We start from the raw sequence: 18,640 nt of genomic DNA on the forward strand, positions 1-18,640 counted from the left end.
AGGTTCCCGAAGAATATGAGCGATCAAAACATAAATTTCGAAGCGGCGTGGGCTGTCAGCCAGGCACCCGCAACCGGTCGGCGCGCCCAGGCGCATCGATTGGCCAACGCGATGCGTCGCGTGATTGACCATCTGGTGCAGGTCGCCGCCCCCGAGGAAGACCTGTCCGCCGCCGCCGACGCGCTGGAGCGCTACGCCAAACGTTTGTCGAAGTATCCGGTTTCGCGCAGCTACGAGGGTTTCGCCGAGAGCGCCAACGCCGGCGATCCGCACGCGTTTTTCGATCACAGCCCGCTGATTGGAATCTCGAATCCGCTCGCGCCGCCGATTCGGCTGGCCGTGCTCGGCGACAAGGTTGAAGGGCGCGGGACTTTCGGCGTCGCCTACGAAGGTCCTCCGGGGCACGTGCACGGCGGATTTCTGGCAGCCGCATTCGACGAAGTTCTCGGGATGGCGCAGTCGCTGACCGGAAATCCCGGCATGACCGGGACTCTTACGATTCGCTACCGCCGGCCGACCCCGCTGTTGACCGAGCTGGTCTTCGAGGCTCACGTCGATCGCGTCGAGGGCCGCAAAATCTTCACCCACGGCACCCTCTCGGCCAACGGCCTCCTGACCGCCGAAGCCGAAGGCCTCTTCATCGCAGTAGGCCAGGAGCGCTTCGCCGCGATGGCCGCAATGGTATCGGATCGCACCACCGCACCGCCAAAAAAATAGCTAGTGACTGTATTAATGAGTGTAGTGGACCGGGCCGCCATGGCGGGCACGGCGGCCCGCCCACTACTTACTCACAATCGGGGGCGAATCTTCGTTTAAGTCGGGAGTGTTGAAAAAAGCTTCGGCGCTATTTGCGCGGCAAGTTCCTCGAAAATACGCACCGGCCGCGGAATGTACCGATTGCCGAGATGGACGAGCGAGAGATTGAACGTGCGGAAGTGCCACTTCGGCATGACCTCGATCAGCCGCCCATCGCGCAGCAGCTCGGGATGCACCACCGGCGGAAGGTCGCCGATGCCAGCGCCTGCGACCAGTGCGTGCGCCAGGCCGGCGTAGTCGTTCGACAAAAAAGGCTGGAACGACACCGTTTCCTTCTTTCCGTTCGCATGAACAAAGCGCCAGTTATTCTCGGGCTTCCAAAATGAGAACGCCAGCAGCCGATGGCCGATCAGATCCTGAGGGGTTTTGGGCGCCTTGCATTTTTCGAGGTAGGAAGGGCTCGCTACCAGCTGATGCCGGTAGGTCAGGATCCTACGCGCGACGAGAGTTGAATCCTTGAGCGCGCCGAACCTGAACACCAGGTCGACCGCATCGGCGATATGATCGACGAACCTTTCTGTGACAAGAACCTGAACGCGGACCTTTGGGTACGATGCCTGGAATGCGCCGACCAGCGGCGCGATCAACGACTCGGAGATGCTGGGTGGCGCGGAAAGCCGCAACACTCCTGAAACCTCGGACCGAACGTTTGAGACGATATCGTCGACCGCTGCGCTTAGTCCGGCGCTACGCTGCGCATGCTCCAGAACTTCGGCCCCGACATCGGTGAGCCGCAAGCTCCGCGTCGAACGTTCCAGCAAGCGGACGCCCAGCTGACCCTCGAGCTCGGCAATGCGCCGGCTGACAGTCGAGGTCGGCATCTTGAGGCGACGCGCCGCTTCCGAGAAGCCATTCGCCTCGACCACCTTTGCGAAAATCACCAGCGAATTGAGGTCCGTCATCGCTATTTCCAACTATGGAAATCTAATTTCCGATTTTGCCGCCTAGTCGATAACTTGCCGCTCGCCTATTCTTCAGCAATCGGGTTTCTCGAAGCAAAAATCCGAAGGAGTGAAACCATGAACGCCAACGAAGAAGCGGTCGCTACTGTTCTCGCGAGCTACCAGGACGCATTGAACGCGTCCAATACCGATGCCGTCATGCGGCTCTACGCCGAAGACGGAGTGTTTATGCCGCCCTATAGCCAATCGGCGATCGGTGTGGATGCCGTGCGCCAGGCCTATGACGCCGTGTTCAAGGCCATCAAGCTGAGCGTCAAGTTCAACGTAGCCGAGGTTGTGGAGATAGCACCCAACTGGACCTTCGCGCGTACCAATTCTGCCGGAACCGTCACAGTCAACGCGACCGGCGTGAACAGCGCCGAAGCGAACCAGGAGTTGTTCATCTTCAAGAAGGGCGCCGATGGAAGATGGAAAATCGCACGCTACAGCTTCTCCAGTACCAATCCGCTGCCGCAGCCGTAACTCAGAAGCTAGTCGGGGCGCACCAGGCCCGACAATCCCGCGAATAGCAGCGGGGTGATTGTCCATCCTGCCAGGATGTGCAGCCATAGGTACCATCGCAGCAGGCGGCTCGGGATTGAGCTTGGATCGCGCGGCTCGCCGCTGCGCGTCGTTCTGCCGCTCACGCTGTGGCGAGGATTTGGGCGCCAGTATTTGTCCTGATGCAGCTCGACTACCGGCAGGAAATTCTCCAGCGAGTACACCACCGGGTTGAAAACCGGGTAATGCGGCGGCGCTTCTCCGGTCGCGACGAATTCGCGATACGCGGCTTCCTCGGTCGGCGTGATGATACGCATCCGATAGCCCCATCCAAATAGAATCGCGCCGAGTCCCACGAAGCCCGCGATCCACCAGAGCGCGCGCAGCGGCACGTAGCCGAAGCCAATCGTGTATTGCAGCATCAGGCTCCATATCCGCTGCGTGAGGCTCTCGTGACCGAGCCGGCGCTGCGCGATTTCCTTGGCGATGCGCACCTGGGTCGCGCCGTCGTCGCGCCCCATCTCGCTGAGCACCTTTGCGAGTTGCCGATACGGCTGCGGATGGTATTCCGCCGGCTGCCGTCCTAACCATCGCAGTCGCGAGTCACCGTCGCTGGGACCGCCTGCGATGTCGCCATACACGAACCCGTTGAGCATCAGGTTGCCGGGCGCGGGCCAGCTCGCCTCGTCGTCCCAGATTGCTCCCGCGTGCGCGTCCTCGAGGTCGAGCGCGGTCTTCGCCGTATGCTTCACGTCAACCCAATAAAACGTGCCGTCTATTGTGGAGCGCTCGGCATCTAGTTCTCCATCGCCCCGGAACTCGGCGCCGTGAACGCTGAAGTCGTGCCCGATCTTCGCCAGCCGCGCGTACACGATACCGTCGGTCGTGAAGCCGTCATGAAACAGCACGTCGCCGGCGACGTTCGCCTCGACCAGGTTGACCGAATCCTCGCCCGCATCGAGGATTCGCGCACCGGTCAAATCAAGCGTCCCGTCGATTCGGGCCCGCAGGAAGCTCACCGGCCCGAAGTCGCCCATTATAAAGGTGGCGTCGCCGTGGATGTTCGCCATGTTGCCGAACACTGCACCGATCCGCGAACGCCTTACCGTGATGTCCTGCAGATGCGCCGACAGCAGGTTGATTCCCTCGGGCACATAGCAGCGGATCAAAGTCAGCTGCTTGCTTACCGTCGCGTACGATAGATCGAGATTGCCGGTAATCCGCGCGCCCGCTAATGCGAGTCCGCTCGGATGAATGTACTGCGAGGCCTGCGCATCGCCGAGCAGCCACGCGACAACTTCGGCCCGCACCGTGCGCTCAGCACCCCACTTATCGCCCTGCGCGGTATCGTTGCTAGCGTTGTCGGGATCATCGCTCGGGCCGAACCACGGCACGTCGCGCATCGGAGCTGCATGCATCAGCTTTCGTTCAGCCGCAGTCAGTGCAGGGCCGAACTTCTGTTGCGCCATCATCTCGAGCGTGGCAGCCGGACTCGGGCCAGCCGTATCAGATTCATCTCGATGCGCCTCGGCCGCGAACGACGCCGGCGCCGCAAACATCAGCAACACGATCGCGACCGCCGCGGCGATTGCTTTTCGTTCTATGAACATCGGCGGGATCAATGCTCTGTCTCCGCGTCGGTGCGAAGGTCGAACCGGGAATATCAGCGGCGAGCCGGAAGATGCAACCGGGGAATCGAATCGACTGCTCTCGACGCACCTCCTCGCGCGCGAAAAAAAGCCGCGCCGGATCGATTCGATTCGGCGCGGCCATGCAAGGTCAAGCGATCAGGTTACTGTGTCAGCTCTCTGGTTCCCCTAGCCTGAAGGGATAGGGGTTAGGGGAGAGGTTTTGCTAGCGCCGCACTCCCCGGCGAACGACCGGCACCGGCTTCGGTATCGGGTCGCCGATTATCGCATTGTTGATATCGAAGCAAAAAGGACCGGAATCGTCCGCATCGTTCAACCAGATCGACATGGGATTAGACGTGATCGACGACAGGTCAAGCCCAGTCGCCTCGACGTTCAAGTTCCAGGTGCCGCAACCGTTGGGAGGAACGGACAGCAGGACGATTCTCGCCGTTACTGTGCCCGGTCCCACTCCGATGGGATTAAGTCCTGAGAATGTTCCGTAGGTCTGATGGCCGACAGTATGCGAGACGAACGGGTTGATCACGTAATCGAACGGGAATTCCGAGACGATTGGTGGACTCGTTACCTCGCAAGGAGCACGGCCGGCGCAAATGTCGCAAGTCTCCGGAGACAGCGCGACTTCGACACCCGAAGCGATCGCGTCATCCTCGCCGCCGTCGCAATCTCCCTCGCCAAAGTTGGTGAAAGTAATATTGAAATTGGTGCTGTCAGAAGTGCCGCCGCCGTTGTGGACGATCTGGACTCTGTCTGCGTTCAGAACGATTTCCTGGAGCGTAACCGCCTGTGCCTGCGATACCGCCTGAGGAGACAGGCCGAGCACCGCCGCTCCTAAGGAACCTATCAAAAGACCTCGTAACGAGAATTTCATCGCTATCCTCCGTGTCAGCTTGCGGATCTTGCTTGCGTACGAAAAAAACCCTACCCCGCCAGAATAGTGACGATAAACTGTCTCCAAGTAAAGACTGCTCAGCTCTCAACCATCTTTGGGCCGTTTGAGCTTAATTCTGCCCGTATTAAATGTTTTAGATGCCGTCATGTCGCTAAATGACGGTACAAGATGAATATCTGTTGGAAATCGAGGATCGCGCCGATCAGATCATTTCAGCCCATCGACGCTCGAGCGCCGTCTCTGGACGCCGCGCGATATGATCGGCGAGCGCCGCGCGCGCTTCTGCCTTGCGACCCGCTCTGATCAGCGAAACGAGATGTGACTCGGCAAAGACGCCGCGCTGCTCGTCGCTCCCGCCGACGCATGGCACGTCATTCAGGATTGGCTGCAGCAGTTCGCTCGCGCGATCGTAGTGGCCGGACGCGAACGCGACGCATCCGCGCGCCAGCGGCACGCCGATGTCGTTCCATACATGTGCCAGGCCGCCGGTTTGCTTTTCGGCGTGCCGAGTCATGCCGTCGAGCGCGCTCGCAACTTCCCTGGTCTCGCCCGCGCGGGTGAGCGCGTACAAGTAGATGCAGTTCAGGAAAGGGAACAGCGTGTCGCGCGCGTTAGTGCGGATATGCGGCGCGATCGCGCGCCATTCGGACTCAACTTTTTCGCCCGCCAGCTCGAGGTACCACAGCAACAGGATCGCGTCGGTCTGCTCAACCACCGCGTCGGGTGAGTATCTCCAAATATACTTTCGATATGCATTTCGGACGTCGTCAAATCTCAGATCGCTCAAATACAGAGTAGCCAGATGGAACCAGTTGTGCGCGACTGTGTAATGGCTGAATTTATTCCATGACGGCGCGTATTGCTCCATCGCGGCGATTCCTTCCGCAATCCGCGACTGTCCGGCGAACACGTGCGCGCGGCAATGCTGCGCCCACATCGTGTCCGGATCGATCGCGAGCGCAGCCCGGGCAACCTTGTCGGCGCGCTCGCGCTCGGCGTTGAGCTCGAGTGCGAACGCGTGCATCGCGATCACATGACTGACGTCGGGATTTGCCGCTGCCGCCTTGCCCATCATTTCGAGCTGGCGCGAAGCGAGCCCGGTCTGGAAAAAATGGAACTCGGCGAGCTTGGCCGCGACCATATCGCGCGGCCATCGATCGATAATTCGCTCGTAGAGTTTGAGTGCGCCTTCGAAATCGCCAGCGCATCCAACTTTCACCGCATTGATGAACATCTGCTCGCGCTCTGTGAGATCGCCGAGCCGAGTCTCTGCGCGAGCGAGATAAGGCGCCGCCCTTTTCGAGCCAGCCGTCGTCTGCGTATAGAGAAAGGTGGACGCGCAGCATGCCTGCAGCATCGCGCAGTCAGGATTCGCGTCGGCGGCAGACTGAACAGCGACAGCATCGGTGCCCAGCGAAAGCAATTCGTGAGCGTAGTGATCGATCGCGCGGACCGCGTCGTCAGACTCGCTACTGACTTCGAGGCCTCGGCTGTCAAATTTCATCGAGCGAGTTCACCTGAAAAACGACCGTGCCACGACCCTTCGCGAAGTGTCAATCGACACGTTCGGCATTTGCTTCAATCGTATCGTCAATGCTTAGAATTTTTTCTGGCTCAACTTGCCAAAGGAGTCATCCGTGGAAGCTGCACAGAAAGACAGAGTCGCCGCGATGCTGGCCGAGGTCCAGGTCGCAATCCTCGTGACACAAGGTGATCAATGGCCGACCGCCACGATGCAGGCGTTCGCGGAAACGCCGGAGTTCGATTTGTTGTTCATCATGAACGACACCACCGAGAAATTTCAGAATCTGCTCAAGCATCCGCACGTCACTGTCTTCCTCGACGCGCGCGAAAAGGGCAAGGTCGAGACCTTTGAGATCTCGCGCTTGCTGATCCAGGGAGTCGCTATCGAAGTCGAGCGCGAGAGCGCCGAATGGGACGCGATGAAGGCCGTGTTCCTGAAGAAGAGCCCCTTCGAAGCGCCGTTCTTCAAGTTCCCGACGCTGCGCATGATGCGCGTGCGCCCCAAGCGCCTATCCTACGCCGGCGCCGATCGCGTCGCGTTCAAAGTGGAATTCTGAGAATTGCGGGTGCGCATCGCGTATTGTAAGAACTGGACTGTGACAGTGACTAGGATTCACGAGTGACGACTCTCGCCGACAAACTCGCGCCGTACGCCACAGCGTTCCGACGCGACGGCTTCGTCATGGTGCCCGACTTGCTCGGCGCCGACGAACTCGATCGGTACGGCGCCGCGGTCGACGACGCGGTCGCGCGCCGCAAACGTTTCGACAATCGCAAGCTCGGCGACAAGACGCCCTACGAGCAGTCCTTCATCCAGTGCATCAATCTGTGGGAGGACACGCCCGCGGTTCGCCCGCTCACGTTCCATCCCGTCGTCTGCGAGACCGCCGCGCGATTACTCGGCATCGACAAACTCCGCCTCTGGCACGACCAGGCGCTATATAAAGAGGCCAGCGGCCGCCTGACCGACCCGCATCAGGATCAACCGTACTGGCCGATGGTCGAGACCGACACGATCACCGCGTGGATTCCATTCGACGGCTCGTCGCACACAACAGGATGCATGGGCTACGTGCCAGGCTCGCATGCGGTCGGGCTGCGAGTGTTCGTGAACATCTTCAAGCCCGAGGACGCGCTCGAGATTCTCAAGATGCCCGAAATCAAGGACACGCCGCCGGTGTATGTCGAAGTCCCGCGCGGCGGAGTCGCGTTCCATCACGGTTTGACGGTGCACATGGCGAAGCCGAATCTCGGCTCGCGGACACGCCGCGTGCATACCATGATTTTTTTCCGCAATGGATCGACCCGCAAGAATAATTTCCCGCATGACTCCGTCGAGCGCTATCACATCGCGATCGGCGCACCGATCGACAGTCCCGTCACCCCAATCGCATGGCCGCGAGCGGCAGGCGATCTGCCGGAACCGCCCAACGCTCCCATCTCCGAGCTATTCGCGAACGCAGTCAAGCTCGGCGCGTTCCCCGACAAGGCCGGCCGCGCCGACCGCTAGAATTTCGCCTGTGCCAATTAAATCTCCGGCGGGAGATTTTGACGATATCACTATGCGTACTCGTCTAGCGCGACGCGCGAGCCGCACGACGCGAATCTTCGTGATGGCTTTTGCTGCGATTCTCACGCTCCCCGTGGGAGCGCATCCGATGGTCACGACCGTTCTTAAGGATGGTCGCGTTCTTCTGACCAGCGACCCGAACTTTCACGCGGAAGGATACGACCGCGACCCTCGATCCTGGAGTGCGAGGCTAATCGGCTGGCTGGAGGGCGATAGACCTCCACGGCCCGAAGCAGCGATGGGCCCGCAGGAAACGCTGAACGCAGTTCTATTCGATCCTGCGACTGAGCGGTTCAGTTACGCGGGCGCGATGGCTGCGCTGAAGCAAGACTACACCTCGTTGGTACTCTCGGATGGGCGAGTAATATTCACCGCCGGCCGAAAGCTGGGACCGAAGGATCCCGCACCGGCGCCAGAATCGTTTGATCCTGAGACCGGCGAATTCGAGACGATTGAGTCGTTGCGCGGGTTCACCGCGTATTGCACTCCGACACTGCTTCAAGACGGCAGAGTGCTGATGGCGGGTGGATGGGATCAGCCTGCGGTGGTCTATGATCCGGCGACCGGTAGCACCAAAGTGATCGGCCATTCACTTCAAGGCATGCTGAATCCGGTGACTGTCTTGCTGAAGAACGGCAAGGTGCTCATTTTCGGCAGCAGTTCGAGCGCAGAAGTGTATGACCCGCGATCGGAGTCCTTCTCTTCCGTCGGCAATTTTCCCGAAAACTGGGCCCCATCTTCTGCGGTGACGCTGCGCGACGGACGTGTGTTTATTGTCGGCGGCGAAGGAGGCGCCGGCGAGCATGCCATAGTACCGCCCCAAGGCGTCGAGGAAATTTACGATCCGGTCAAAGGAAAGCTCGTGCCGACGCCTCACACCACGGTGGCCCGGTGGCATCCACTTACTGTGATGCTGAAAGACGGCACCGTTCTGCTGGTTGGCGGATATGGGAATCCAAAATCGAACTGGCCCTCTCGGTCATTAGAGAGCGCGGAAATCTACGACCCGGAAGACAATACCTTTCGGGAAACTGGAAGCCTCCCGAGCGAGCTCGCTGATTTTCGCGGCAACGGGAACGAGAAACTCACGCTGCTCCAGAACGGCCAGGTTCTTTACACAGGTGTCTCCATTTCGCATCCGTACACGGCAGCGCTTTATGATCCATTGTCCGGCAAGTTCGAAGCGCTCGAAGGAATGAGCTACGCGGCCAGTCCCGTGGCCGAGCTGAAGGACGGACGTGTCTTGCTGTTTCCGCCTGGAATGGCAGGAGGATACGGATGGATGGGAACTCACATGACGGGAATTCAGGCAAGTTCGATGGCGCAGGAATTAAGCAAAACCGCCTTGATATTCAATCCGAAGAACAGACTATTCGAGTCCATCCCTGTGTGCCTCACCGAGCCTGCCTCCTGGTCTCGCACGATCCGTAATGCCCTGTTCCCCGACAAGGCCAGCCGCGCCGACCGCTAGCAGTGAAAGAATTAGCCAGCAGAGTCGGACGCGGCCCGCGAGTTCCTACATCATTGGCATCGTGCCGTACGGTCCAACTCCGCCTCCTCCTGAACCCATACCCGGAGATTTCTTGGTGGTGACATCGAACTTGCCGAAGATACCCTCGGTCTCCATATTCGGGCCTGCCGTGAAATAGAGCGAGGTGGTCGCCGCATTGTTGCTGCCATTGCCAAAGACCAGCGCCCACAGTCCATTGGCATTCAGCGGCGTGCCCTTGCTGTCGGTCGGCTGGCCGACATTCGTGCCTGATGAATTGAACGCGTTGATATTCCCGTCGCCGAAATTTCCAATCCAGAAATCTCCGCCCAACGGACCGAAGCTCGACGGCGTCAGCACCATCCCCCACGGCGCGTTGAGGTTCCCACCGGTCGCGAAACGCTCGACGAAGACCCCTTCGGTCGTGAACATATCGATATAGCCTGCGCCCACCTGATGCACCGGGTCATGCTTGGCCGCATCTTGCATCGCGTATGACACCCACAGATTGCTGGTGCCGAAGAGCGTAATTCCGAATGGCGCGAAGCCTGCGATCGGATTCGGATCGGTAAAGGTCCCGGTCAGCGATGTAACCGGGTTGTAGGAGCTATCGAAGACGTCGACATCGCCCGACCGGAAATTTGTCGCATAAATAAACTGGTTGCCGCCGACTGTCGCGATCGCCAACCCCTTGTACACCGCACCGTTGGTCGAGTTAGGGACCTGGGAGTTATCCACGTGGAGTGTGGCGCTGGTGCCATCGGCCTCTTGCCAACCCGAAATCGTCCCGTCCTCGGTCGAGAAGATAAACATGTCGCCGCCAAAATCCGCCGTCACGCCGTTGAAAACGATTCCATCCGGCGCCGCGACCACGTTGCTGCCGTTAGGCGGCGGAATCGTGACGACGAAGGGCACCTGCTTTTTGCCGTCAGCGACTGTAAAAATCTTCCCGTTGCCATCGTAGAGAGTTGATACTCCCGCATTGTTGTCGGAAACCCAGAACGGCGTCGGCCCCTGCACCAGGCCCCAGGGGTTGGAAAGATTCTTGTCGCGGATCTTCCCCTTCAAAGACTTTTGCGAAACGACCAGGTTGGTCTGAGCGTAAGAAGGCGTTCGCCGTCTTGCTATCCGGCATCGACGGCATCTGCGCGAATGCGGCCGCCGCCGCGCTGAGCATGAGAACACACGCGCCCAGCAAGGTTAATGTTTTACGGTTCATCGTTTCCTCCATTTGAAAAACCAGCGCATGAAAACTTGGCCGGCTCCTCGTGGCTAAACCGACGATGAACTCAGATGGTTCCCGCGGTCGCGTGAATTGGTAAGCGGCTTGATAAAATTCCGTCTTGACTCTCGCGAGCCTCAAACAGAATACTAGTCGCGAGCGGAAGGATTACTCAGTAGCGAAAAAAGTGATAGTAGCAACTACTCAGTGCAGCATGCGCGATTATAGCACGCTGGTCGCTACATACTATTGAAGATATAGTCAGTTCGTCAGTCGATCGGCGAGCGACACTCGCGACGAGAGGCCATTCTCCGCCAACCTGAGAGCGAAAAGTCGTCCTCGACATTTCGCGATTTCTTATCACTGGGTGCAGGGGTCACCCCTGCCGAAGGAAGTGTGAAACCCACCGCGGGTTTCACGTTAGAACGTCGACTATTTGCAGTTCACGCTCTTGACGACGTCGCCGCCGGCGAAGTGCATGTTGTGATCGTAAACGACGTCGCATCGCGAGACGCTTGCCGGCAATTGCCGCGAGATCTGCGCGGTGGTGTTGGCATAGTTGCACTGGAGCCAGTATCCGCGATCGCTTTTCGGCAATTGCCAAATCTGAATTATGTTGTCGCCGCTCGGCTTCTCGCTGTCGGGCACCAGCGAGGCCTGTCCGGATGGCGGCCCATCGAAAATTGTGACGCCCGCAACCGCAGTCTGGTAGCCAGAGTAGGAAACTGTCCAGTCGGGGGCAGGTGCCGAGCCTCTTTGTTCGACCGAAATAGTCGCAGGACAAGCGGACTCGGCCTGCGCGAAAATGCACCGGCGCAATTGCGCACGTGAACCCAATCAGAATAAGTGTCAGTCGCTTCATCTCGTGACCTCGCGCAGCCGCGACGCAAGTCTAGAATGCCGCGCGAGGAAAAACGAGCGCGGGGCGGACTCGCGATATGTTTCGCGTTCCCGCCCCGCGGATAAGTCGCTCGCGGCGTGACCGCCGCGCGCATGGTCGAATCGGGTTTACCGCTCGACACCTGGTCTTTTGAAGTAGGTTCTGGTCGGCCGCGCGATTATCACAACCGCTATAGCCAGTCCTGCCAGCAATGATAAAACTTCCATCATACTAACTCACTTGCGCGCGTCCCGACTGTGATAGTCAATTTCCAACCGCGCGCGATTTCAGATCGATTTTACTTTGCTCCCGGGCCGCACTGGCTAATCGCCAGTACCATTCGTGCCGCGACGCGCGCATCTGTCGAAGAGGTTTTTCAGGAACGCTGCGGGAACCCGAGAAACCGATTCGAGAGTCGATTTGATTCGCCTGGAACCGGTGTCTTCCCGCGCGTAGTACGCGATGCGTCTTGGTTTACAGGCTCACGAACGAGAGAATGATGTACGCCAGGGTCAGGAACGCGAACGCGACACCGGGCAATTCGCTGAGCATACTGTTCTGCGCGATTCGATCCGCGGCGACAGTCTCGGTCTGCTCCTTCACATTCTGAAAGCCTGCGAGCGTTTGATTAATCGTGGTAGCAGCCATTGTCCTTGCCTCCCGTAAAGTTCGTTTGACAGTGGGGGTAGAGCAAGGCCGATGCCAATGACCGAAGCCTTTGTTTAGTTCAACTATTTTTGTAGGTGCAGTCTTTTCGATTTGCGTTTCGCAAAACGGCGCCCTTTTCTCGCGAAAACTCCGCTATTTGCGGATACTCATCGCAGCAGCCGCGCGACTGCATGCAGCGGATCGACGCCGCCGACAACGCGCCGATTGTTACGCGCGCGTTACGGACGCCGCGGCATCTCGATAGCTCCCACGGCGTACGCGACGGCTGCCGATGACGTCAGCAAATCCGCGCGGCTCTGGACAATCGTGTAGCGCGCGTTCGCTAAATCGCGATCCGCCGTCAGCAACTCGACGATCGTGCTCAGCCCCTGGCGGTAGGTGTCGAGGTTGGCGTCGTACGACTCCTCCGACGCTGCCAGCAGCGCCTTCGCATACTGGTACCGGCTTAGCGCAGTCTGGAACTCGTAGTACGCGCGCCACACCGAGCTTATCGCGTCGACCTCGAGCGACTCGAGCTGCGCACCGGCGGCGTCGCGATTAGCCTCGGCCTGGCGAACGTCGTTGAGACGCTTGAATCCGGTGAAGATGTCCCAGTTGATTGTCAGCACGGCTGTGTACTGCGGCTGGTTGGCGTCGACGGTCCGCGTACCGTCGTATTTATATTGCCACGCCTGGAGGCCATAAGTGCCGGCGACTCCGACGGTCGGATAGAACTGCGCCTTGGCTTGATCGACGGCGGCCCGGCGCGCATCGAGCGTCGCGACCTGCGCCGCCAGATCAGGACGACTGCGCACCGCCGTTTCGATCAGTTGATCCACTTCGCTGCCCAGTCCCGCCGGAATCGGGATACTGGCGAGATTCGGCACGTCGAGTGGAGTATTGGCTGCCACGCCCAGCGCTACGGCCATATTCGCCTGCGCCTCGCGCACCAGCAGATGCGCGCTGGCGAGATCGTACTGCGATTGCGCGACGGTCTGACGCGAGAGCAGCAGCTCGGGCTCGGTGGCCAGTCCGAGATCGACCCGGCGGCTGACCGCATCATCGTCGGTCTTCGCCAGCTCGACGTTTTCTTCCGCCGCCTGCACTGCCGCCTTGGCCGCGCCGATCGAATAGAACGCGCGCTGCGTCGCAAACACCACGTCCTGCAGCTTGCGGTTGAACGAGAAGTTGGCGGCCGCGAGTTGCGCGCGCGCGGCGGCTGCGCCGGCGTCGCGGCGTCCGAAGTCGAGCAGGATATAGGTGAACTCGAGCATCGGAGTTATCTGCCATTGCCGCAGCACCGCGTTTTGTCCGGGCAACTCAAATATTTCGCGCTCATATCCACCCGAAACCGGCGAACTCACGACTGGATAATACGGTGCACGCGAGACCCCGTAGGCATCCGCGGCGGCGCGAGCCTGATCCCACGTCACGCGAGTGTCGGGATTGTTGCTGAGCGCGATATCGATCAACGCGGACAGGTCGTACTTGGTGCCCACCCCCGTTACGCGCGGCTCCGGCAGCGTACTTGCCGGCCGATCCTGCATCGGTATCGTGTATTCGATGGCCCCGCCGTGATTCGGCGTCCACGCGCGATCCGATTCCGCCGCCGCGAATTTGTCGGGATAGACTTCCGGCTGCTCGGCAAAATAAGTACAGCCGCTCGCGCATAGCGCCAGGCCGATCGCGGCCACCACCAGCTTCCGTCGCGTGCAACGCTTCTCAAAATCGGCTTTCATAGAACATCCCCAAATGCTGCAAGATGCGGTCGGGGAACATTGAATCGCGCGACGTGCGTTTGCACAATCCGGCGCGTAGAATCTCTCCCGCTATGCGATTCCTCTTCGCGACCACACGCAGATTCGCAATTCCGGCCGCCGCGGCATTCCTGCTTGCCGGATGTGATCCGGTCGTCAATATTGCAGGCGCTAACTTTCCGAGCTGGCTGTTCTGCGCGATCTGCGGCGGCATCCTGACCGTCGCGATTCGGCCAATCTTCGTCGCGACGCGCCTCGAGCCCTACCTCTGGCCGCTGCCGATCGTGTATTCGAGCCTCGCGGTGCTGCTCGGATGCATCGTATGGCTCATCTTTTTCAATCGAATCTGATGAATACCGCGACCAGGATCGAGACCGAGACCGAATCCTCGATAACCTTGCGCTTCGCGGGTCACCTGCTCAGCGCCGCGATTGTAATCGCCGCCATCATCGTGGCTCTCTACGTCGCGCGCCTCTACTACCTATATCCGCGCACCGACGACGCATACGTCCGCGCCAACATGGTCGGAATCGCGCCGCACGTGAGCGGGCCGATTACGGAACTGCCGATCGTCGATAACCAGTACGTCAAGCAGGGCGACTTGCTATTCGTCGTCGATCCTCGCCCCTATCAAGCGACGCTCGACGCGGCGACGGCCAAGCTGCAATTGACCGAGCTCGATATCAGGGCGCTCGAGGACGCAATACGGACCGCGAAGTCCGATCAGGTACGGCTCGAAGCCGACGCGGCTTACGACAAGCAGTATCTCAATCGCATCGAGCCGCTGCTGGCCAAGCATTTCGTCACCGCCAACGACGTCTTCAACGCGCGCTCGCGCGTCAGCGCTGCGGAGGCCGCGGTCCAGGCCGCGCACTCCGACGTTTCCAAGGCGCAGAACCAGCTCGGCCAGTACGGCGATATCAACGCACTGCGCAAAGCCGCGGAAGCCGCGGTCTACGACGCCAAACTCAACGTCGGTTATTGCTACGTGCGCGCGCCGTACAACGGATGGGTCACCAACCTCAACATCGCGGAGGGCCAGTACGCCAACGAAGGCCGCGAAGTCGTCAGCCTGATCGACGACCGCAAATGGTACGTCATCGCGAATTTTCGCGAGACGTTTCTCTCGCACATCGAACCCGGGATGACCGCCGAGGTTTTCATCCTGGCCTATCCCAACAAACGCTTTCGCGGCCGCGTGCAAGGCGTCGGATGGGCCCTCTATCAGCAAAACGGAGCGACCGTCGAGGGCCTGCCACAGACCGAGGCAACGCTAAACTGGGTGCGCCTCTCGCAACGCTTCCCGGTGCGCATCGTGCTCGAAGATCGCGACCCGAAGTTCCCGTTCAGAACCGGCACAACCGCAGTAGTAACAATCCAAGGCTTCCGCGATCAGGATGATCGCGAGCAGAGCAGTCACTGAATTTTTTTGTGTCATCCTGACAAAGCGAGCAACGCGAGCGGCAGGAAGGATCTCGGACAGCTTCGCGATAGCGAAGCCGGTTCCGGTTTTGAAATCGCGAAGCGGTCCCTTTGGTATTCTCACTGGAAGCGGCAACTCAGAACCGGAACCGGCGGTGCTTGCGCCCCGCTGTCCGAGATCCTTCCTGCCGCTCGCGTTGCTCGCTACGTCAGGATGACAACTATGCCGCCGGTTGACCGCACGCCAGCACTCGGCCTTTAATGCCCTCCATGGCTGGAATTGTTTCCTACGGTTCATACGTCCCGTACCGACGCTTGAAGCGCTCCGCGATCGCCGCTGTCCTTGGCACGCCTGCCGGCAAGGGCGAGCGCGCAATCGCGAGCTTCGACGAAGACAGTGTCTCGATGGCGGTAGAGGCCGCCCGCGACGCGCTGAAAGCCGCGCCGCTGGGGGAAGTGCAGGCTCTAATCTTCGCGACCACGACGCCGCCGTATGCTGAGAAGCTCAGTGCCGCGGTGATCGGAGCCGCCGCGCAACTTCCGGCAGAGATTCGCGCGTCGGATATGACTGGCTCGGTCCGCGCCGGAATGTCGGCGATTCTGCAAGGCGCCGACGCGGTCAGCGGCGGCGCCAAGCGCGCGCTGGTCGCAATCGGTGACAGCCGCCTCGCCGCGCCTGAGGGCAAGGCCGAGCAGACCACCGGCGATGGCGCAGTCGCGTTCGTGCTCGGTGCGGACAATGTGATCGCCGAAATCGAGGCGACCGCCTCGCTCACGCGCGAGTTCCTCGACACCTGGCGCGCGAATGGCGAGCGCTTTGCGCATTCGTGGGAAGAGCGCTTCACTCTCACGCAGGCGCATTCTCCGTTGCTCGGCACCGTCATCAAGAACGTGCTCGAGAAGGCGAAAGTCGCGCCCGGCGATCTGTCGAAAGTAATCCTCGACGCGCCCAACGCCCGCGCGGCCGACGAAATCGCGCGCGCACTGAAAATCGATCCCACAAAATTTTCCGATTCATTCGCGTTGACCGTCGGGCAGACCGGCGCCGCGCATGCGGGCCTGATGCTTTCCGCCGCGCTGCCGGCCGCGAAACCCGGCGACCGAATCCTGGTCGCGACAGTCGCCGACGGCGCCGACGCAATCCTGTTCCGCGTCACGCCCGCCAACGCCGCCTTCAAGCCGGTTCATTCCGTCGGCCGCATGATCGAGTCCAAGGGCGACGTGTCGTACGCCAACTATCTCAAGTGGCGCGAGATTCTGCCGACCGAGCCGCCGCGCCGTCCCGATCCCGACCGCCCCGCGGGACCGCCGATGATGCGCTCCGAGAAATGGAAGTTCGGCTTCATCGGCTCGCGATGTACCAATTGCGGCACGCCCCAACTTCCGCCGCAACTGGTCTGCGTCAAATGCCACAAGCGCGGCTTCATGGAGCCGTACCAGTTCGCCGACCGCACCGCGAAAATCGCGACCTACGCAATCGATCGCCTCGCCTATTCTCTTAATCCGCCGACTGTTAACGTCGTGATAGACTTCGAGGGCGGCGGCCGCTTCCTGTGCGAGATGACCGACTGCGAGCCCGACAAGGTCGCGATTGGCGACGAAGTGGAAATGACGTTTCGCCGGCTCTTTACCGCCGACGGCGTTAACAACTATTTCTGGAAAGCGCGCCCAAGGCGTTAGCACCGAGGAGAAAATCATGGCGAGCAGAGGAATCAAGGACCGCGTCGCGATCATCGGGATGGGATGCACCAAGTTTGGCGAGCATTGGGACAAGGGTCCCGAAGACTTGCTCGTCGATGCGGCCTACCAGGCCTACGAATCCGCCGGCGTCGAGCCCAACGACGTCGACGCGTACTGGCTCGGCACGATGGGCTCCGGCATCTCGGGCCTGACGCTGAGCGAGCCGCTCAAGATTCAGTACAAGCCCGTCACCCGCGTCGAGAATATGTGCGCGACCGGCTCCGAAGCGCTGCGGCAGGCATGCTACGCGGTCGCCTCGGGCGCATTCGACATGGCGATGGCTATCGGAGTCGAGAAGCTCAAGGACTCCGGCTACTCTGGCCTCGTCATGAGCGCGCCGCCCAACGACGGCACCGAGGGCAGCATGACCGCGCCTGCGTCGTTCTCGCTGTTGGCGCCCGCCTACTTCAAGAAGTACGGACTCGACCCCGACAAGGGCAAGGACGTGCTGACGCGCATCGCGTGGAAGAATCACAAGAACGGCGCCAAGAATCCCAAGGCGCAGTTCCAGAAGGAAGTGTCGCTCGAGACTATCAAGAACTCGCCCAAGATTGCCGACCCGCTCGGAATCATGGATTGCTCGGGCGTGTCCGACGGCTCGGCGGCCGCGATCGTCGTCCGCGCCGAGGACGCGCACAAGTACTGCAAGAATCCCATCTACATAAAGGCGCTGTCGTTCATCGCGGGACCGGCCGAAGGTCCGCTTTCGCAAGACTACGATTTCACCACCTTCCGCGAAGTCGTCGCCACCGCCAAGGACGCGTACGCGCAGGCCGGCATCACGGATCCGCGCAAGCAGATCAGCATGGCCGAGGTTCACGATTGCTTCACGCCGACCGAGCTCGTCCTCTACGAGGATCTCGGCTTCAGCCCGCGCGGGACCGCATGGCAGGACGTGATGGACGGATTCTTCGACCTCGAAGGCAAGCTGCCGGTTAACCCCGACGGCGGCCTCAAGTCGTTCGGCCATCCGATCGGCGCGTCCGGTCTGCGCATGATGTACGAAATGTGGCTCCAGATGCGCGGCGAAGCGGGCCAGCGTCAAATCAAGAACCCAAAGGTAGGACTCACGCACAACTTAGGTGGCGCCCCCGGCCGATGCGTCAGCTTCGTCTCAGTAGTAGGCAGCCAGGTCGGGTAGGTTTTGTGTCATTCTAGAGCGAAGCGAAGAATCCCGGTTCTTTTGCTAGACTGATCACAACGGCCGGCATCATAGAATGCCGGCCGTCTTTCTTTTTGCGCGACCAAAATGCAGGACGTGAGGCGACTACTGAAACGAATCGCCATCTCAGCAGTGGCGTTACTAATCATCTGGTACATCGGCGACTACCTTTCGCTGAAACTAAGACGCGAGCCATTGAGCAGCATTCAGGTTAGCAAGTTCTACGCAGTCCCCCAGAAGGACGGCAAGACGTCCTACGAGCCCGGTGACCAGGAAACTCAAACCTGCGTCAATTCGATGTTCCCCCACATGGGCTACAACCCATGCTGGTACGTAAAACGTCACAGAACCCAGCAGGTGAATTTGTGATCCCCCTCTCCCTATAAGGGAGAGGATCGAAGGTGAGGGTCCTCGCTCCGCGCGCGTT

At 60.3% G+C, this 18,640-nt stretch carries 18 protein-coding genes; 10 read left to right on the top strand and 8 right to left on the bottom strand.

Annotation, left to right across the window (positions count from 1 at the left end; translation table 11 throughout):
- The first annotated feature begins 15 nt into the window (after positions 1–15).
- Positions 16–717, top strand: a complete 702-nt coding sequence (locus tag WB650_RS24525) for a PaaI family thioesterase (protein WP_422305553.1) — start codon at positions 16–18, stop codon at positions 715–717.
- 95 nt (positions 718–812) lie between these two features.
- Here WB650_RS24525 and WB650_RS24530 read toward each other — a convergent pair whose 3' ends face one another.
- Positions 813–1,718 carry a LysR family transcriptional regulator gene (locus WB650_RS24530; protein WP_422305551.1) on the bottom strand — a complete coding sequence of 302 codons (906 nt, stop codon included), beginning with the start codon at positions 1,716–1,718 and terminating at the stop codon, positions 813–815.
- A gap of 117 nt (positions 1,719–1,835) precedes the next feature.
- Here WB650_RS24530 and WB650_RS24535 point away from each other — a divergent pair, with 117 nt between their 5' ends.
- Positions 1,836–2,240: a YybH family protein gene (locus WB650_RS24535; RefSeq protein WP_422305549.1), complete on the top strand. Its 405-nt coding sequence runs from the start codon at positions 1,836–1,838 to the stop codon at positions 2,238–2,240.
- Positions 2,241–2,248: 8 nt separating this feature from the next.
- Here WB650_RS24535 and WB650_RS24540 read toward each other — a convergent pair whose 3' ends face one another.
- The 3 genes from WB650_RS24540 to WB650_RS24550 form a co-directional block, all read right to left on the bottom strand.
- Entirely contained in the window at positions 2,249–3,868 is a 1,620-nt protein-coding gene (locus tag WB650_RS24540; protein ID WP_422305547.1) for a pentapeptide repeat-containing protein, read from the bottom strand.
- A gap of 244 nt (positions 3,869–4,112) precedes the next feature.
- Positions 4,113–4,778, bottom strand: coding sequence for a hypothetical protein (locus WB650_RS24545; RefSeq protein WP_422305545.1), 666 nt, complete (start codon positions 4,776–4,778; stop codon positions 4,113–4,115).
- A 223-nt stretch (positions 4,779–5,001) separates the two neighbouring features.
- Complete coding sequence (locus tag WB650_RS24550) at positions 5,002–6,303, bottom strand: hypothetical protein (RefSeq protein WP_423962402.1); 1,302 nt, start codon at positions 6,301–6,303, stop codon at positions 5,002–5,004.
- Between the two features lie 133 nt (positions 6,304–6,436).
- Between WB650_RS24550 and WB650_RS24555 the strand changes: the two genes are divergently transcribed.
- The 3 genes from WB650_RS24555 to WB650_RS24565 all read left to right on the top strand — a co-directional run bounded on the left by WB650_RS24555 (position 6,437) and on the right by WB650_RS24565 (position 9,364).
- Positions 6,437–6,880 carry a pyridoxamine 5'-phosphate oxidase family protein gene (locus tag WB650_RS24555; RefSeq protein WP_422305541.1) on the top strand — a complete coding sequence of 148 codons (444 nt, stop codon included), beginning with the start codon at positions 6,437–6,439 and terminating at the stop codon, positions 6,878–6,880.
- Between the two features lie 62 nt (positions 6,881–6,942).
- Positions 6,943–7,833, top strand: a complete 891-nt coding sequence (locus WB650_RS24560) for a phytanoyl-CoA dioxygenase family protein (RefSeq protein WP_422305539.1) — start codon at positions 6,943–6,945, stop codon at positions 7,831–7,833.
- A 52-nt stretch (positions 7,834–7,885) separates the two neighbouring features.
- The gene (locus WB650_RS24565) at positions 7,886–9,364 is read left to right on the top strand and encodes a kelch repeat-containing protein (protein ID WP_423962404.1); all 1,479 of its coding nucleotides are present in this window, start codon (positions 7,886–7,888) and stop codon (positions 9,362–9,364) included.
- A gap of 45 nt (positions 9,365–9,409) precedes the next feature.
- On the opposite strand, the gene WB650_RS24570 is transcribed toward WB650_RS24565, so the two are convergent.
- The 4 genes from WB650_RS24570 to WB650_RS24585 form a co-directional block, all read right to left on the bottom strand.
- Positions 9,410–10,567: a TIGR03118 family protein gene (locus WB650_RS24570; RefSeq protein WP_422305084.1), complete on the bottom strand. Its 1,158-nt coding sequence runs from the start codon at positions 10,565–10,567 to the stop codon at positions 9,410–9,412.
- 469 nt (positions 10,568–11,036) lie between these two features.
- Positions 11,037–11,423, bottom strand: coding sequence for an STY0301 family protein (locus WB650_RS24575; RefSeq protein ID WP_423962406.1), 387 nt, complete (start codon positions 11,421–11,423; stop codon positions 11,037–11,039).
- A 535-nt stretch (positions 11,424–11,958) separates the two neighbouring features.
- Positions 11,959–12,132 carry a hypothetical protein gene (locus tag WB650_RS24580; protein WP_422305086.1) on the bottom strand — a complete coding sequence of 58 codons (174 nt, stop codon included), beginning with the start codon at positions 12,130–12,132 and terminating at the stop codon, positions 11,959–11,961.
- 239 nt (positions 12,133–12,371) lie between these two features.
- Positions 12,372–13,871 (bottom strand): TolC family protein, encoded by a 1,500-nt coding sequence (locus WB650_RS24585; RefSeq protein ID WP_422305088.1) that lies wholly within the window; start codon positions 13,869–13,871, stop codon positions 12,372–12,374.
- Between the two features lie 92 nt (positions 13,872–13,963).
- Between WB650_RS24585 and WB650_RS24590 the strand changes: the two genes are divergently transcribed.
- From WB650_RS24590 to WB650_RS24610, 5 genes are all read left to right on the top strand, one after another.
- Positions 13,964–14,239: a YtcA family lipoprotein gene (locus WB650_RS24590; RefSeq protein ID WP_422305089.1), complete on the top strand. Its 276-nt coding sequence runs from the start codon at positions 13,964–13,966 to the stop codon at positions 14,237–14,239.
- Entirely contained in the window at positions 14,212–15,312 is a 1,101-nt protein-coding gene (locus WB650_RS24595) for a biotin/lipoyl-binding protein (protein ID WP_422305090.1), read from the top strand. The genes WB650_RS24590 and WB650_RS24595 overlap by 28 nt, the downstream gene beginning before the upstream one ends.
- A gap of 269 nt (positions 15,313–15,581) precedes the next feature.
- On the top strand, positions 15,582–16,991 hold the full coding sequence (locus WB650_RS24600) for an OB-fold domain-containing protein (protein WP_422305752.1): 1,410 nt from the start codon (positions 15,582–15,584) through the stop codon (positions 16,989–16,991).
- A 16-nt stretch (positions 16,992–17,007) separates the two neighbouring features.
- The gene (locus tag WB650_RS24605; RefSeq protein ID WP_423962408.1) at positions 17,008–18,192 is read left to right on the top strand and encodes an acetyl-CoA acetyltransferase; all 1,185 of its coding nucleotides are present in this window, start codon (positions 17,008–17,010) and stop codon (positions 18,190–18,192) included.
- A 153-nt stretch (positions 18,193–18,345) separates the two neighbouring features.
- On the top strand, positions 18,346–18,582 hold the full coding sequence (locus tag WB650_RS24610; RefSeq protein ID WP_422305755.1) for a hypothetical protein: 237 nt from the start codon (positions 18,346–18,348) through the stop codon (positions 18,580–18,582).
- Positions 18,583–18,640: the final 58 nt, after the last annotated feature.

This window comes from Binatus sp. (SeqCode) (assembly GCF_049584895.1).
In the GTDB taxonomy this organism is placed as follows: domain Bacteria; phylum Desulfobacterota; class Binatia; order Binatales; family Binataceae; genus Binatus.

What these genes read in the sequence shown, in the direction of transcription:
- WB650_RS24525 (WP_422305553.1), top strand. Translation starts at nt 16, where the DNA reads ATGAGCGATCAAAACATAAATTTCGAAGCGGCGTGGGCTGTCAGCCAG.
- WB650_RS24530 (WP_422305551.1), bottom strand. Translation starts at nt 1,718, where the DNA reads ATGACGGACCTCAATTCGCTGGTGATTTTCGCAAAGGTGGTCGAGGCG.
- WB650_RS24535 (WP_422305549.1), top strand. Translation starts at nt 1,836, where the DNA reads ATGAACGCCAACGAAGAAGCGGTCGCTACTGTTCTCGCGAGCTACCAG.
- WB650_RS24540 (WP_422305547.1), bottom strand. Translation starts at nt 3,868, where the DNA reads ATGTTCATAGAACGAAAAGCAATCGCCGCGGCGGTCGCGATCGTGTTG.
- WB650_RS24545 (WP_422305545.1), bottom strand. Translation starts at nt 4,778, where the DNA reads ATGAAATTCTCGTTACGAGGTCTTTTGATAGGTTCCTTAGGAGCGGCG.
- WB650_RS24550 (WP_423962402.1), bottom strand. Translation starts at nt 6,303, where the DNA reads ATGAAATTTGACAGCCGAGGCCTCGAAGTCAGTAGCGAGTCTGACGAC.
- WB650_RS24565 (WP_423962404.1), top strand. Translation starts at nt 7,886, where the DNA reads ATGCGTACTCGTCTAGCGCGACGCGCGAGCCGCACGACGCGAATCTTC.
- WB650_RS24580 (WP_422305086.1), bottom strand. Translation starts at nt 12,132, where the DNA reads ATGGCTGCTACCACGATTAATCAAACGCTCGCAGGCTTTCAGAATGTG.
- WB650_RS24585 (WP_422305088.1), bottom strand. Translation starts at nt 13,871, where the DNA reads ATGAAAGCCGATTTTGAGAAGCGTTGCACGCGACGGAAGCTGGTGGTG.
- WB650_RS24590 (WP_422305089.1), top strand. Translation starts at nt 13,964, where the DNA reads ATGCGATTCCTCTTCGCGACCACACGCAGATTCGCAATTCCGGCCGCC.
- WB650_RS24595 (WP_422305090.1), top strand. Translation starts at nt 14,212, where the DNA reads ATGGCTCATCTTTTTCAATCGAATCTGATGAATACCGCGACCAGGATC.
- WB650_RS24600 (WP_422305752.1), top strand. Translation starts at nt 15,582, where the DNA reads ATGGCTGGAATTGTTTCCTACGGTTCATACGTCCCGTACCGACGCTTG.
- WB650_RS24605 (WP_423962408.1), top strand. Translation starts at nt 17,008, where the DNA reads ATGGCGAGCAGAGGAATCAAGGACCGCGTCGCGATCATCGGGATGGGA.